This is a genomic window from Natrinema gelatinilyticum (genome assembly GCF_024266705.1).
Taxonomy (GTDB): Archaea; Halobacteriota; Halobacteria; order Halobacteriales; family Natrialbaceae; genus Natrinema; species Natrinema gelatinilyticum.
On sequence record NZ_CP100756.1, the window covers coordinates 3070482 to 3084396 of the forward strand.

General features: G+C 64.5%; 11 protein-coding genes. 7 read left to right on the forward strand and 4 right to left on the reverse strand.

Translation table 11 applies throughout. The annotated features are described in order from the left end of the window. Nucleotides 1-169: 169 nt before the first annotated feature. From NJU76_RS15060 to NJU76_RS15070, 3 genes are all read right to left on the reverse strand, one after another. Nucleotides 170-997 carry an alpha/beta fold hydrolase gene (locus tag NJU76_RS15060; RefSeq protein WP_254530094.1) on the reverse strand — a complete coding sequence of 276 codons (828 nt, stop codon included), beginning with the start codon at nucleotides 995-997 and terminating at the stop codon, nucleotides 170-172. 142 nt (nucleotides 998-1139) lie between these two features. Continuing rightward, the gene (locus NJU76_RS15065) at nucleotides 1140-2729 is read right to left on the reverse strand and encodes a uracil-xanthine permease family protein (protein WP_254530096.1); all 1590 of its coding nucleotides are present in this window, start codon (nucleotides 2727-2729) and stop codon (nucleotides 1140-1142) included. Between the two features lie 143 nt (nucleotides 2730-2872). After that, the gene (locus NJU76_RS15070; RefSeq protein WP_254530098.1) at nucleotides 2873-5074 is read right to left on the reverse strand and encodes a VWA domain-containing protein; all 2202 of its coding nucleotides are present in this window, start codon (nucleotides 5072-5074) and stop codon (nucleotides 2873-2875) included. A 34-nt stretch (nucleotides 5075-5108) separates the two neighbouring features. Between NJU76_RS15070 and cobN the strand changes: the two genes are divergently transcribed. From cobN to NJU76_RS15105, 7 genes are all read left to right on the forward strand, one after another. Beyond that, nucleotides 5109-8999: a cobaltochelatase subunit CobN gene (gene cobN, locus NJU76_RS15075; RefSeq protein ID WP_254530100.1), complete on the forward strand. Its 3891-nt coding sequence runs from the start codon at nucleotides 5109-5111 to the stop codon at nucleotides 8997-8999. A gap of 69 nt (nucleotides 9000-9068) precedes the next feature. After that, on the forward strand, nucleotides 9069-9818 hold the full coding sequence (locus NJU76_RS15080; RefSeq protein ID WP_254530101.1) for a precorrin-8X methylmutase: 750 nt from the start codon (nucleotides 9069-9071) through the stop codon (nucleotides 9816-9818). Then, entirely contained in the window at nucleotides 9815-10648 is an 834-nt protein-coding gene (locus NJU76_RS15085) for a cobalt-precorrin-7 (C(5))-methyltransferase (protein ID WP_254530103.1), read from the forward strand. The genes NJU76_RS15080 and NJU76_RS15085 overlap by 4 nt, the downstream gene beginning before the upstream one ends. A 67-nt stretch (nucleotides 10649-10715) precedes the next feature. Further along, nucleotides 10716-10871 (forward strand): DUF7557 family protein, encoded by a 156-nt coding sequence (locus NJU76_RS15090; RefSeq protein WP_254530105.1) that lies wholly within the window; start codon nucleotides 10716-10718, stop codon nucleotides 10869-10871. A gap of 274 nt (nucleotides 10872-11145) precedes the next feature. Next, nucleotides 11146-12258, forward strand: a complete 1113-nt coding sequence (locus NJU76_RS15095; RefSeq protein ID WP_254530107.1) for a transposase — start codon at nucleotides 11146-11148, stop codon at nucleotides 12256-12258. Nucleotides 12259-12953: 695 nt separating this feature from the next. After that, complete coding sequence (locus tag NJU76_RS15100) at nucleotides 12954-13127, forward strand: hypothetical protein (RefSeq protein ID WP_254530109.1); 174 nt, start codon at nucleotides 12954-12956, stop codon at nucleotides 13125-13127. Between the two features lie 120 nt (nucleotides 13128-13247). After that, the gene (locus NJU76_RS15105; protein ID WP_254532478.1) at nucleotides 13248-13643 is read left to right on the forward strand and encodes a CopG family ribbon-helix-helix protein; all 396 of its coding nucleotides are present in this window, start codon (nucleotides 13248-13250) and stop codon (nucleotides 13641-13643) included. Between the two features lie 47 nt (nucleotides 13644-13690). On the opposite strand, the gene NJU76_RS15110 is transcribed toward NJU76_RS15105, so the two are convergent. After that, on the reverse strand, nucleotides 13691-13858 hold the full coding sequence (locus NJU76_RS15110) for a hypothetical protein (RefSeq protein WP_254530111.1): 168 nt from the start codon (nucleotides 13856-13858) through the stop codon (nucleotides 13691-13693). Between the last annotated feature and the right edge of the window lie 57 nt (nucleotides 13859-13915).

Sequence of the window (13915 nt, forward strand, 5' to 3'; positions counted from 1 at the left end):
CCTCCGCTCTCAGAGGGTTACTTCCCACTTCAACGTATGGAAAAGAAATCTCGGACTGGTCATCGAAGCGTGAATTCCGTCCGAGTTGTCGGATTCATCCCGCGCCTAAACGCACGGGTATTCTCCTCGCATCTCTATAACACGGACGGAGGGGACCTCCCGAGTCGGCTTACGCTGCGGAGAGATCGTCGAGAAATTCGGTCGTCGCAGCGTTGAACGCGCTCGGACGATCCTGATTGACGAGATGACCGGACTCGGAGAGTTCGAGTCGGTCGCCGTCGGCGACCGACGAGACGATCTGCCGGCCCTGTCGTTTGACCAGCGGGGCTTCCTGTTCGCCGTGGACGACGAGCGTGGGCGTTTCGACGCCGGTCAACTCGGGCGGATCGTACCGATACAGCGCGTCGAAAATCTTCCGAAATTCGGCTGACGAAATGTCGCCCACGTCGGCGATCGCCTCGGCTCTGATCTCTGGATCGACGGACAGCCATCGCTCGCCAGTCGTTGCCTGAATCGAGTACAACATCGATTGAAACGTCCCCGTCGTTCCCGACAGCGATAAGGACGTGGTCAGCGCCGGTATCGGCGTCCAGAGCTGCTTCATACCAGTCGGCAACTCGACCGGCGGCATCGACCGAACCGCCCCACCTAGAATCGCTGCCGCGGCACTCGCAGGATGGCGATTCAAAAACTCTTGGACGACCATCGATCCGAGCGAGAGCCCGCAGAGAATCGGTCGCTCGATCTCGAGTCGGGAGAGCAGCGTCTCGAGGTCGTCGGTAAAGAGTTCGATCGAGTAGCGGTCGGGAGCTGTCGCACCGGTGTTTCCGTGACCGCGAACGTCGAGGGTGACGATCTGATACTCGTCGGCGAAGTGGTCGATCTGGGGTGCCCAGGCCTCGCCGTTCATCCAGCCACCGTGGATGAATACCAGCGGCGGACCGTCACCGATCGTCCGGTACCAGATCGTGTCGTCCTCGAGCGCGAGTTCTGCCATAGCGACATTCAGGCTCGGCCGTTATTAGGTGGGTTGGTTGCGATTGCACGACAGACGCTAGCTGCTCTGCACGACGTGCGAACGTGAGTACCACGTTCCCTGCCGGGCTGGATCTGCCGCGGCATGCAGCCCGTCACAGTTCTCAGCGTTCGTGTCCTACGTCGGCCTCGAGCCAACGGTCCCGGAACGAGTCGAACTCGGATTCGGATTCCGTGAGCCGATCCCAGTCGGCGAGGCCGCGCTCCTCGCGGGTTCCCGGTACAGTGTTGTCGAGGAACAGCGCGACGAGGCCGCCGACGGCCATCCCGGTCGAGCCGATGATGTAGATGGTGTCGACGACGGCCTGTGCAGCGGCCTCGATCGGAACCGCGACGGCCGTCCCTCCGATGCCGGTCGCGGATACCACGTACGCGACCGTTCCCTCGAGACCGACGGTCTCGCGAAACGCGATCGGACTCTCGAAGTTGCCCATGTACGCGGGGATTGCCAGGCCGACGAAGAGGGCGAAACCGATGATGAAGGTGTTTCGAGAGGAGTCGAGATCGACGTGGCGGAGGTTCGAGATCCCGACGGCGACGATCTGGCCGAACATGGCGATGAAGAGGCCGCCGACGATCGGATCAGGGATCGTCGCGATCACCTGTCCGAAGTACCCCACGAAGCCGACGACGATCATGACGGCGGCTCCGAGCTGGACGACGTATCTCGAGGCGACGCCAGTCAGTCCGATCGCGCCGATGTTCTCGGAGTACGACGTCGAACCGCCGGTGCCCATAATACCCGAGAAGACGTTCATCAGCCCCTCCATCCCGATGCCGTGGTTGATCCGTTTCTCGCTTGGGGCGCCCGACCCGGAGAGGTTCGCCACCGCGTAGTAGTCGCCGATGCTCTCGACGATCGAAGCGAGGACGCCGGCGAACATCCCAATGACGAACGCCATCGTGAACTGCGGTGTTCCCCACTGGAGCGGGTAGATCGGAAGTAGCAGCCGGCTGTCCGCGATGGCTCCCAGATCGACGTACCCCGGATGGTTCACGCCGATTACGCCAAACACGGACAGTGCCGCGGTGACGACCCAGGCGATCACGAGCGCCAGAATCACCGGATACAGCCGGAACGCCTTGTGCCGAACGTCGAGATACTGCGAGAAAAGCAGGATGAGGCCGAGCGTGAGCCCGAGCAGCGGCCAGCTCTGGTTCGCCGCAGTGATCTGTGGCGCACCGAACAGCGAGAGTCCGATCAACGCGATTGTCGGCGCGATGACGACTGGCGAGAGGAACCGGCGGAGCCGCCCCACGAGCCCGAAGTACCCCATCACGACCTCGACAAGCGAGGCGACGATGATCGCCCCCTGGAGTTGCAACAGCGCGGCCTGCCAGTCCGGTTGTCCCGCCACACCGCCGGCGGTCACCACGCCGACGATCGCCAGTGCGGGCGCGAGCATGGAGAACGGCGCGCCCTGTACGATGGGATACCGGTTGCCGAAGGTCGTCTGGGCGAGCGTCGCGATCCCGGAGACGACGAAGAACGTCCCGACGAACCGCGCGGTCACGTCGGGCGGCATTTCCATCGCCCCCGCCAGTATCAGCGGGACCGCGATGTTCGCGCCCACCATCGTCAGGTAGTGCTGAACGCCCAGCACGACCGATTCGCCAACTGGCGGCCGCTCGTCGATTCCGTACTCGATATCGCCGCCGACGGCCCCGTCGGCGACTGACTCGTCCCCCGTCATCGATTCTCGTCTAATAACGAGTGAGGGGATTCAAAGGGGTGTTGATCTGCCGTCGCTCGCTGTCGGACGGAGACCTCCCTCGAGTGGGTCGCCGCGCGTTCGGCGGCGCTACGAGCGCTTCTGGGTCGCCGCTACCGGTGGCGCTACGAGCGCTTCTCGGTCGCCGCGCGTTCGGCGGCGGCTCGCACTGTCTCGGCCGACAGTGAGGTGAGGTCGACCAGTTCTCCGCCCGTTTCGCTCGCGACCAGTTCCGAGAGGCCCGTGCGGGAGTCGTCACCGGCGTCGACGACCACGACTCGCGCGTCATCGGTCGCGAGTGCGCGGGCCGCCGTCCGCGTTGCGTCCGTCGGACTCCCGTCGGCGACGTTCGCCCGCCCGTCGGTGACGAGGACGACGACAGACGCATCGGTGTCGGCCCGTCCTATGACCCGACGCGAAATCTCGAGTCCCGCGGGTAGAGGCGTTCGATCGCCCGAGGGGAGGTCTTTGAGGTGGCGAGCGGCGAGCGAGACGTTGTCGGTCGGCGGGAGCAATACGTCGGCGTCCTCACCGGCGAAGGCGACGAACGCGACCTGGTCGCGGTGCTCGTAACTGTCGCGCAGCAACTCGAGGACGACGCCTTTCGCGGTCTGCATCGCCGGCCGCATCGAGGCGCTCGCGTCGACGGCGAAGACGATCGTGACCGACGTTTCACCCGTCCGCACGGACTGCCGGAGGTCCAGATTCTCGACCCGGGACTCGCCGCGGCCCGCAGCCGACCGGACCGACGCTGCGGCGTCGATCGGCCCCTCGCCGGACGCAGGTTCGGTGCGAACGCGAGCGCCTCGGTTGTCGACGCTCGGGGCGGTGCTCGCTCGCGATCCTGTCGCTGCTGTTCCGTCGGTGCTCTCGACCGTCGCGGCCTCGAGATCGGGCGCCCGCGCCTCGCCGATCTCGGCCCGCTGCTGGCCTGGGACCAGCGGTTGGGCGGTTTCGTCCTTCTCGTCGTCGGACGATTCGTCCGACTCCGAATCCGACTCGCGGTCGCTCGAATCGTCGGACTCACCGTCGCTGGCTTCCGCGGGCGACTGATTCGCCGACGCCGGTCGTTCGCCGTCCTTCGATCGCCGTTCGGGGCAGGCATCGTCGCCCTTCTCGTCGTTCGATTCGGCATCGTCACTGCTCGAGCCGTTCCCCTCGTCACCGTTGGCTCCGTCTTCCCGCTCACCCTCTTGCTCGAGGAGGTCGTCACTGTCCCTGGAGTCGGACTCTGCCTCGCCGTCGCCCTCGTCCGCGTCGCTTCCGCCGTCCCCTCTGTCTTCCTCCGACTGTTCCTCGTCGAACCGATCCTCGAGCAACTGGTTCAGATCCGGCTCGTCCTCGAACGGCGTGCTTCGAAGCCGGTGGGGGAGCGCGTACGTCGCGGCCTCGTGAACGTCGGACTCGATGACCGTCTCGCGGTCCTCAAGCGCTGCCAGCGTCATCGCGGTTCGAACCGTCGCCACGTCGCCTCGGTGGCCGTCTACGCCGGCCTCGAGACAAAGTCGGGCGATCTCTTCTTTGAACTCGGTCGGAAGCGAGACGTGCGAGAGTCGGTCGCGGGCCGCGGCCAGGTCGTCGCGCAGGGTCTCGACCTCGCCGGCGTACGCCGTTTTCGGATCCGTCTCGTCGCCGTCGGTCTCGAGCGCGCGGTCGATGATCTCGACGCGGTCGTCGATCTCGCGACAGCCCTCGACGGTGGCCTGCAGCGCGAAGCGGTCCCGGAGCTGGGGTCGGAGGTCGCCCTCCTCGGGGTTCATCGTGCCGATCAGGGTGACGTTCGCGGGGTGAGACACGCTGATACCGTCGCGCTCGACGGTGTTGATGCCGCTCGCTGCCGAATCCAGAACGACGTCGACGAGGTGGTCGTCGAGCAGATTGACCTCGTCGACGTAGAGGATGCCGCGGTTCGCCTGGGCCAGCAGGCCGGGATCGAAGTCGGCCTCGCCGGCCAGCGCGTCCTCGACCGAGAGAGTGCCGACGACGCGGTCGCGGGTCGCTCCGAGTGGGAGCGTGACGAGGGGGACCAGCCGCGTCTCGACCGGCAGGTCGTCGAGAGCGCGGTCGCGGCAGTCCTCGCACTGCAGGTCGCGGTTGTCCGGCGAACAGCCGTATGGACAGTCGGCGACGACCCGCTGTTCGGGCAGGAGATCCACAAGCGCTCGCACCGCGGTCGACTTCGCGGTTCCCTTCTCGCCGACGATCAGCGCCCCGTCGAGGCCGTCGTTGGCCGCGACGGTCAACAAGACTCGCTTCAGATCGTCCTGTCCGACGATCGCCGGGAAGGGGAGTGACGATAGTTTTTTGCCCCCGCCGTTTGCAACCATACTTGAGCTAATACAATAGAGGTTTAAAAACGCGATGACACGCATCGGGATCTACACCGCGACGGAGAACGAACTCGGTTCGATCGGGCGGGCCGCCGAGCGCCTCGAGGGCGTCGAGCTGGTCGTCCGCTCGGAGAGCGACCTCGAGGACGAGGCCGCCGTCGAGGAGTTCGTCGAGGAATTGCACGAAGCCACGGCGGCGATTCTCTGGCTGCACGGGGCCGAAGAGAGCATGCCGGGCTACGACTACGCGACAGGTGCGCTCGAGGACGCAGGCGTCCCGCTGATCGTCAAGGCGACCGGGGACGCCTTCGCCTTCGAGGATACGACGGTCTCGGCGGAGGACCGCGAGCTCGTCTACGAGTACTTGGAGAAAGGCGGCACGATCAACGTCGAGAACCTGTGTCGGTTCCTCGCCGCCGAGTACGAAGGACGGGACCTCGAGCACGACGATCCGACCGAACTCCCCACGGAGGGCGTCTACCACCCCGACCATCCGGGGATCGAGTACGAGGACCTGCTCGCGACCTTCGACCCCGGGAAGCCGACGGTCGCGGTCTGGTTCTACGAATCACACTGGACCCACGAGAACACCCGCTACGTCGACGCGCAGGTCCGGGCGCTCGAGGAGCAGGGCGCGAACGCCCTGCCGATCTTCTGTAACCCGGCGACCGACACAGAAGAGCAAGAGGACGCCGAGTGGGTGACCGAGAACTGGCTGCTCGACGTCGACGGAAATCCGATCGTTGACGCCGTACTCTCGTCCTTTATGTTCTCGCTCTCGATGGACGAGCGCGGCCGCAGCGCCAGCGACGAAGGCGAGTCTGCCCAAGACGTCTTCCTCGACTGGCTCGGGGTGCCCGTTCTACAGACGGTCACCACGATGCGGTCGCGCTCGCGGTACGAGTCCAGCGACACGGGCGTGATGGGCTTCGAACTCGCCCTCTCGGTGGCGCTGCCGGAGTTCGACGGGAACGTCATCACGCACCCCATCTCGGGCAAAGAGCGCACTGACGACGAGGCAGGCATCGGCTCCACGCCGAAACACCACTTCCCAATCGGCGATCGGATCGATCACGCGACACGACTGGCCGTCAACTGGGCTCGACTGCGACACACGCCCAACGGGGACAAGCGGGTCGCGGTCGTCCTACACAACTACCCGCCGAGCGACGACGGGATCGGGACCGCATTTGGCCTCGACTCACCGGAGTCGACCGTGAACCTGCTCGAGGAACTCGCGACCCGCGGCTACGAGTTGGGCGACGAACTGCCCAACAGCGGGCAGTCTCTCGTCGACCGACTGACCGCACAGCTCACTCTCGAGGATCGCTGGGTCGCCCCCGAAGACGTTCGCGACCTGTCGGTCGACGTGGTCTCCCCCGAGACGTACGCGGAGTGGTTCTCGGGCGCCGACGAACGCTTCCGGGAGAACGTCGTCGAGGAGTGGGGCGATCCACCGGACCGACCGTTCGCGATTCCCGGTGTCGAGTTTGGCAACGTCCTCGTTACCGTCCAACCGCCGCGCGGGTTCGGAATGGACCCATCCAAGGTCTACCACGACTCTGCCCTCCAGCCGCCACACGACTACTACGCGTTCTACGGCTGGCTGCGTAACGGCTTCGAAACCGACGCGATCGTCCACCTCGGAACCCACGGCAGCCTCGAGTGGCTCCCCGGGAAGACCGTCGGACTGAACGGCGAGAGCGCGCCTGACCAGTTGATCGACGATATCCCGAACGTCTACCCCTACATCGTGAACAACCCTGGCGAGGGGACCCAGGCAAAACGGCGCTCGTACGCGGCGGTCGTCGACTACCTCACGCCAGTCATGCGGTCGGCGGGCACTTACGACGAGCTCTCGGAACTCGAGGAGCTCGCGAATCAGTACCGCGAGGCCGGGACGAAAGACGCTCGGAACGACGACGGCGAGCACCTCGAGACGCTGATCCGCGAGAAGGTCGAGGAGCTCGACCTCGCCGTCGAACTCGAGATTTCAGGAACCATCGACGAGGAGGCCGACGTCCGTGGTCCCGGCGAGGCCGTCTCGACGCTCGCCGAGGGCGACGTGGAGGGCGACGATCTCGAGATCGACGACCTCGTCGAGCGAATCCACAAGTACCTGACCGACGTGAAGACGACCCAGATCCGACTCGGGCTGCACACGATGTCCGAGCCGCCGGCCGACGAGCGCCTCGTGGAGTACCTCGTCGCGCTCACTCGCCTCGAGAACCCCGGCGCGCCGAGCCTGCGCGAGAGCGTGGCGGGTGCGCTGGGTGTCGAGTACGAAAAGATGCTGAACGCGCCTGGCGAGTACGACGACGACCTCGGGATGACCTACGCCGAGGCCGCCGACGAGGTCTACGAGACCAGCGTCGAGTTGATCGAGATGCTGGCCGAGCACGACTTCGACGTACCGGAGTCCGAGCGGGAAGCGGGTCCCGACGACGAGGTGAACATGAACTTGCTCGTGGTCGACCTCGAGACGATCGGCGACGCGCGGGCCGAGTCGGGAGCCCACGACGACCTGCGCGAGGTGCTGGCGTACGTCTGCGAGGAGGCCCAGCCCCGCGTGCAGGGCGCCGAAGACGAGATCCCAAGAACCGCGGACGCCCTCTCGGGCGAGTACGTTCCCCCCGGCGGCTCCGGCGCGCCGACCCGCGGTGGCGTCGACCTGCTGCCGACCGCGCGGAACTTCTACACGCTCGACCCGCGCAAGGTGCCGGCGAAGGCAGCCTGGCAGGTCGGGAGCGAGGTGGCTGAGGGCGTCATCGAGCGCCACCGTTCAGAGAACGGCGAGTATCCAGAGGAGATCGGCGTCGTCGCCTGGGGTACCCCGACCGTGCGCACTCGCGGCGAGACCATCGCGCAGGTGCTCGCCACGATGGGCGTCGAGCCGCAGTGGACCGATGCCGGCCGGATCGACGACGTCGAGCCGATCCCGCTGGAGGAACTCGACCGACCGCGGGTCGACGTGACGACTCGCGTCTCGGGACTGTTCCGGGACGCGTTCCCCGCGGCGGCGGCGGTCATCCACGACGCAGTCGACGCGATCGTTGACCTCGACGAGCCCCACGAAATGAATTACATCAAGAAACACGTCGAGGAGGTGCAAGAAGAGCTACAGGAGAAAGGAGGGCTCGACGAGTCGGACGCCCGCAAAGCGGCCCTGCACCGAGTATTCACGACCCGACCTGGCGGCTACGGTGCTGGGACGAACAAAGCCGTCGACGAGGGCAACTGGGACGACCGCTCCGATCTCGCCTCCGTCTACGTCCAGTGGGGCGGCTACGCGATGGGGCCGAGAGGGCGCGTCTCGGACGCTCACGACGCCTTCGAACGGCGGCTCTCGAGCGTCGACGCGACGGTCAAACTCGAAGATACGATGGAGCAAGACGAGTTCGACTCGTCGGACTGGTACGCTTTCCACGGCGGCTTCATCTCGGCGGTCTCCGAAATCTCGGGCGAAGAACCCGCCTCGTACGTCGGCGACTCTTCGGACCCGGACAACGTCTCCGTCTATACGAACGAAGAGAAGGTCCGCAAAGCGATGCGTGCGCGCGTACTCAACCCCGACTGGCTCGAGTCGATGGAGGACCACGGCTACAAGGGCGCTGGCGATCTCTCGACGACCGTCGACGTCACGCTTGGCTGGGACGCGACCACGGGCGTCGTCAGCGACACGCTCTGGACGGAAGTCGCCGAGACGTTCGCCTTCGACGACGAGCGCCAGGACTGGATGCGCGAGGTAAACCCCTGGGCGCTCGAGTCCATCACGGACACCCTGCTCGAGGCGATCGAGCGAGATCTCTGGGACGCCGACGAGGAGACGGCCGACCGACTGCGCGATCTGAATCTCGAGGTGGACGGCGACCTCGAAGCGCGGACGACCAACGAGGCCGTGGGGGTGGCGACCGATGACTGACGACGGCACAGCGACGGCCGCACGGAGTCGACCGGCAGCCGATACTCGCCGAACGGAGCGTGATCCACGATGAGCGACATTCAGGAATTCGAGACAGAGTACGCGGATCTGGGTGCAACGACACGGAACGCGATGGACATCGCGCAGACGAGCATGGATATCGTTCGGCAGTTCGCCCCGGACGAGACGCTTGCCGATCGGATCCGACAGAAGTCGGTCCACTCGATGGGCGACATCGAGTTCCAGCACCTGCTCGAGTTCACCGGCTGTGACGAGGTCGGCGACGACGAGGACGCGCCGGTTCGCGCCGGCGCGCGGGCCGTGCTCGAGGAGGCGGACATCATCACGGACATTACGATGGTGAAAGCCGGCGTCACGGGCCGGGGTCACGACTGTGAGGTTTCGAAGGCCATCGGACACGGGACGGAACTCGCCGAGGAAACGGGACTGACCCGGACCGCAGCGTCGATGCTCGAACTCGACACGGTCGACGCCTTCGAGGACGCGATCGTCACGATTGGTAACGCACCGACGGCGGCGCTGGCGCTCGCTGACTGCATTGAGCAGGGGACGCGGCCGGCCGTCGTGGTCGCCACCCCCGTCGGCTTCGTCAAGGCCGAGGAGAGCCGCGGGCGCATCCGCGAGGTCAGCGAGGACTACGGCGTGCCGGTGATCACTCACGTCGGCCGCCGCGGTGGGAGTGGGTTGGCCGCTGCGCTGGCGAACGAACTGATCCACGTCGCAACGGACGTCCGAACCGAGGACCTCGAGTTGGACCTCGACGCCGAGACACGAGCCGAAACCGGTGAGAACCGATGAGCGGAGACTGTGACCTCGACGCGGGACCGGATCCGGCCAGGTTCGCCGCGGGCGCCGCTGAGCCGGAGATAAACGAGACGGTCGACGACCCGGTCTATGCTATCGGTGTCGGGCCAGGGAACCCGGAGTACCTCACGCCCCGCGGCGAGCGAGCGATCCGTGAGGCGGACGTCGTCGTCGGCTTTACGACCGTCGTCGAGTTCGTCGAGGAGAAGACGGACGCCGACCTCCTGACCTGTGGGTACGAAGACGAAGCCGCGGCGCTCGAGGAGTTCGCTGAACGCGTCGCAGCCGGCGAGTCGGGAGCCGCGGTCGCGATGGGCGATCCCAACCACTCCGGCTATCAGTTCGTCGGAAAGGTACAGGACGCCGTGGAACGTGCATCCACGAACCCTGACTCGCACGCTCGGCAGGACGACATCAAACGCGGGGATTCCGACGTCCCGGTTCGTATCGTTCCTGGCATCTCGTCGCTCCAGGTAGCCGCGAGCCGCGCTCGAACGCCGATGGAAGACACGGAGTTCGTGACGCTTCACAAGAGCGGCAACCTCGAGGCCGACATGGACCGACTCGCAGCTGCGGCTGACGACCGACATCTGCTCGTACTTCCGCGACCTTACGACCGAATGCCCGCCGATATCGCCGCCTTTCTGCTCGAGCAGGGCGCCGAACCGACACTCGAGGCGCTCGTCCTCGAGCGATTGAGTCACGACGACGAAGAAATCCATCGGTTCACGCTCGCGGAGCTATCGGAACACGCCGGGGGCAACGGAAAAGACGGGACGCCGTTTTCCGACCTGGTCGTGCTCGCGGTTCGTCAGCCGGTGTAGTCGGTCGTCGAACGAGATAGAATACGACGGCCCTGTCCTTTTCCGGGTCGCCATCCGACGACTTCGTATGAGTCCCACCATCGAAGTGAGCGAAGACCTTCTCGAGGAAATCGACGGCCACCTTGCGGAGGGTGAGAGCCGCGAGGAGTTCATCGCCGAACTCGTCCACCACTACGAGACCGAGGGCAATTTCCTCTGGGAGGGATACGGTGGCCCGCCGTAGCGGCGATCCAGACGCGGGTAATTCCCCCGGCCACCTGGCCGAGCCAGCCGCGAGCCGTCTCGACTACCCGCACGAGGTCGAAATACGACTTTGCGTGGAAGAATGCCACGACCATCGCGATGCTGCTGATCAGGTGGCCAACGCCGATGATGAAACTCGCCGCGAATCCATACATCCACTCGTTGGATCGAGGGTATGACATCTTCCCCGGCGTGAACAGTAGTTGCCGAAGTGCCTGAGAGATGGATTTCTCCGGTCGCAACATACAACGAGTATGGTCGCTACTGCCGAGGCACGGCAGGTCTGCCGTGCCGCAGGATCGCTTCTCTATCCGTCCATGGACTTTGGAGTGAAGGCCAATGGCACCTATACGAGTGAGGACTTCGCCAGAGTCCTCACTCGGAGTGCCTTCGAACGAGAGTTCACCAACACCAGTGCCAGACACCTCCAAATTGCCAGAGGTGACGACCTCGACCTCGAAGACCGGAGTCCGTTAGCGAAATCGTTCCTGTACAATCTCGGTCGGATGAACGCGGACGCCATCGACGCTCAGTTCGATGGCGTCCGCGACCAGGTCATCACGCAGACACGCAAAGCTCGTCGCTTTCCGAACACCGCAGAGGTTGCATTAGACCTCCACGAGTGGCTCTACTACGGTTCGAAGCAGACACCGATGGTGTCACGAATCAATCCTGACCGAGGGACCGATCTCGCCTACGTCTTCGTGACACTGTGCATTGTGTCACCGGCAGCGCGGTTCACGCTAGCGTCTGAACACGTTCCTCGGACCAACACAGCGTCCCTGATCGAAGCGATCCGCGAGGTGATCGAGACGGCCCGACGTACCGTCTCGATCGCCCGCATCTACTGTGATCGTGGCCTCTATCGGGTTGAATTAGTTGATGAGCTCGTCGATCTCGGTGTGGAGTTCGTCATGCGCGCACCCAAAACGCCAGGGATCAAGCGCGTTCTTGCCGAGCACGATGAAAGGAGATTTGTCACCGCCTACGAGTTGGTCAGAAAGCGGTCACCCACGATGCGTGTTCCAGTGACGCTTGTCGTCGTCCCGCACCACTCGCGGGACGACGACTCGCTGTGTCTGATCACGAACCGGGCACGGACAGTGGATGAAGCGGTGCCGCTCGGGCAAGCGTATCGACGTCGCTGGGGGATAGAGACCTCATATAGGAAGATCGGTGAGTTTCTGCCTCGGACCACGTCACCGGTGTTTACGGTGCGGTTGTTCTACTTTCTGTTTGCTGTGACGCTGTACAATCTCTGGATCGTGGTGTGTCTGCTGCTTTCAGAGCAGCGGTGGACGAAAACGCAGCCAGCAGTCTCAACGGCGACGTTTCGGTTCTTCCTTGGGCCAGTGACGTATGGATGATCCTCGTCGGGGCGGCAGACCCGGGCACCAGCCCGGGTCAGCGCGCTCCTCCGTACTGGTAAGTCTCACTACCGGCGTGAATTCCTCCTCCCGTCCGCCGCTGCCTACTCAAATTTCCGCTCGAACAACCGACTCAAGCTGTATTTGCGCGCCCCCATCTTACTTCAACGAGCGCTCTGCTGTCCGAATCGGCAACTACTGTGAACGCCGGGGATTCCCCAACCGTACGTTCGGGGTCGCGCCGGCCATCGCACCCGACAAAATGGTGCGTGGGTCCAGTCCGTCCGACGGGGGCAAGATTCCACCCGATGGGTATGGGTGTACTCCAGTTCGTGCTCGATGCGTGAGCCCCGCGAGGGGTGTGGCGGGTTCGGCCTCCCGGCAGGGACGCGGTATCTCCTTGCACAGCCCCCGAGGCCGCATTGGGCTCGCCCCCGCCGTTCGCGGTCGGGGGCACACGGGCCGTGCCATCGGCCTGTCCCGACTTTCTGCCACGGTGGCGAGACTCGCACGCCGCAGGGGTTGGATTGGTCGTGCCGTCACCCCATCTCGTGTCTCAGAGGCAGAGGTACTGTGAGCACGTGTGGTGCGGAGGACCCCAAGTGGTTCCCGGATTGGTTTCGGCGGTTGAATTACCGCTCGTTCGACCCCGATCAGTATAAACACGGGGTGGACGTGGACGCGATTCATACCCGTTGAGCAAACCGACGGGTTGCGATGCCCAGCAGAACGCGACGCGTTCTTCGGACGCCGGACACGGCGGGACTCTCTCGCTGTTACAGGGAGGACGCGGCGACCGACCATCCGTGATCCCGTTCCCCTCCGTGGACGGTACCGAGTACACCCGCGCCGAGGAGGAGGCTCGCTGATTCGCTCGTTACCATCACTCTCCGAAATACCGCGCAGATCACTCGCGGAGAGGTTGGTAATATCGAGACGCGGTGAGCATAATACAGAGGACGTTTGTCTCGTCAGGACGAGGTATGAGTATGCGAACGAGTTTCAATATTCCCGACGAACTCGTCAAGGAATTCGACCGAGTGTGGCAGGAACAAGGGATCGAAAACCGGTCTCGTGCGGCCAGAGAGGCGATGCTCGAGTACATTGAGTCACACACCAGACTCGAGGAGACGAGCGGCGAGGTCATCGCGCTCATCGGGTTCGACTACCGCCATCACGAGGTGATCGGTGCCCTCCATTCCGTCCAGCACGACTATCAAGACGTGATCCAGAACACGAGCCACACGCACCAAGGTGAGTGGTGTTTGGAGTCCGTATTCTGTCGTGGGCCGGCCGAGCAGGTACGTGAACTCACCTACCGTCTCCGCGATTTCGACGGCGTCCGGCGAGTCAAAAGCATGGTCATTCGCGAGAGTGCCGAGTAGTCGAACCGGCCAGTTACCGACGCTCGGCTCGCGACGTCCACCGCTCGCTACTCGTCGTCCTCGTATTCCCGAAGCACCGTCGACACGGTGTTCGATACTTCCTCGAGTGCGACGTCGTTGGTCTTTCTGAGGTCACCCTCCTCTCGAGCGGCGCTCAGATGGCGAAGCGCCTTCTTGAGTTCCTCTTCGGTCTCGGTTCTGTGATTCTCACTCATCGTTTGAGGGAACGGTCGTAACCGATTCAGGCGCTTAAAGTCGTCGGTGGTGTAAAC

Excerpts from the sequence above, each read along its gene's own strand:
- NJU76_RS15095 (WP_254530107.1), top strand. The coding sequence starts at position 11,146 with ATGGTCGCTACTGCCGAGGCACGGCAGGTCTGCCGTGCCGCAGGATCG.
- NJU76_RS15105 (WP_254532478.1), top strand. The coding sequence starts at position 13,248 with ATGCGAACGAGTTTCAATATTCCCGACGAACTCGTCAAGGAATTCGAC.
- NJU76_RS15085 (WP_254530103.1), top strand. The coding sequence starts at position 9,815 with ATGAGCGGAGACTGTGACCTCGACGCGGGACCGGATCCGGCCAGGTTC.
- NJU76_RS15110 (WP_254530111.1), bottom strand. The coding sequence starts at position 13,858 with ATGAGTGAGAATCACAGAACCGAGACCGAAGAGGAACTCAAGAAGGCG.
- cobN (WP_254530100.1), top strand. The coding sequence starts at position 5,109 with ATGACACGCATCGGGATCTACACCGCGACGGAGAACGAACTCGGTTCG.
- NJU76_RS15090 (WP_254530105.1), top strand. The coding sequence starts at position 10,716 with ATGAGTCCCACCATCGAAGTGAGCGAAGACCTTCTCGAGGAAATCGAC.
- NJU76_RS15060 (WP_254530094.1), bottom strand. The coding sequence starts at position 997 with ATGGCAGAACTCGCGCTCGAGGACGACACGATCTGGTACCGGACGATC.
- NJU76_RS15080 (WP_254530101.1), top strand. The coding sequence starts at position 9,069 with ATGAGCGACATTCAGGAATTCGAGACAGAGTACGCGGATCTGGGTGCA.
- NJU76_RS15065 (WP_254530096.1), bottom strand. The coding sequence starts at position 2,729 with ATGACGGGGGACGAGTCAGTCGCCGACGGGGCCGTCGGCGGCGATATC.
- NJU76_RS15070 (WP_254530098.1), bottom strand. The coding sequence starts at position 5,074 with ATGGTTGCAAACGGCGGGGGCAAAAAACTATCGTCACTCCCCTTCCCG.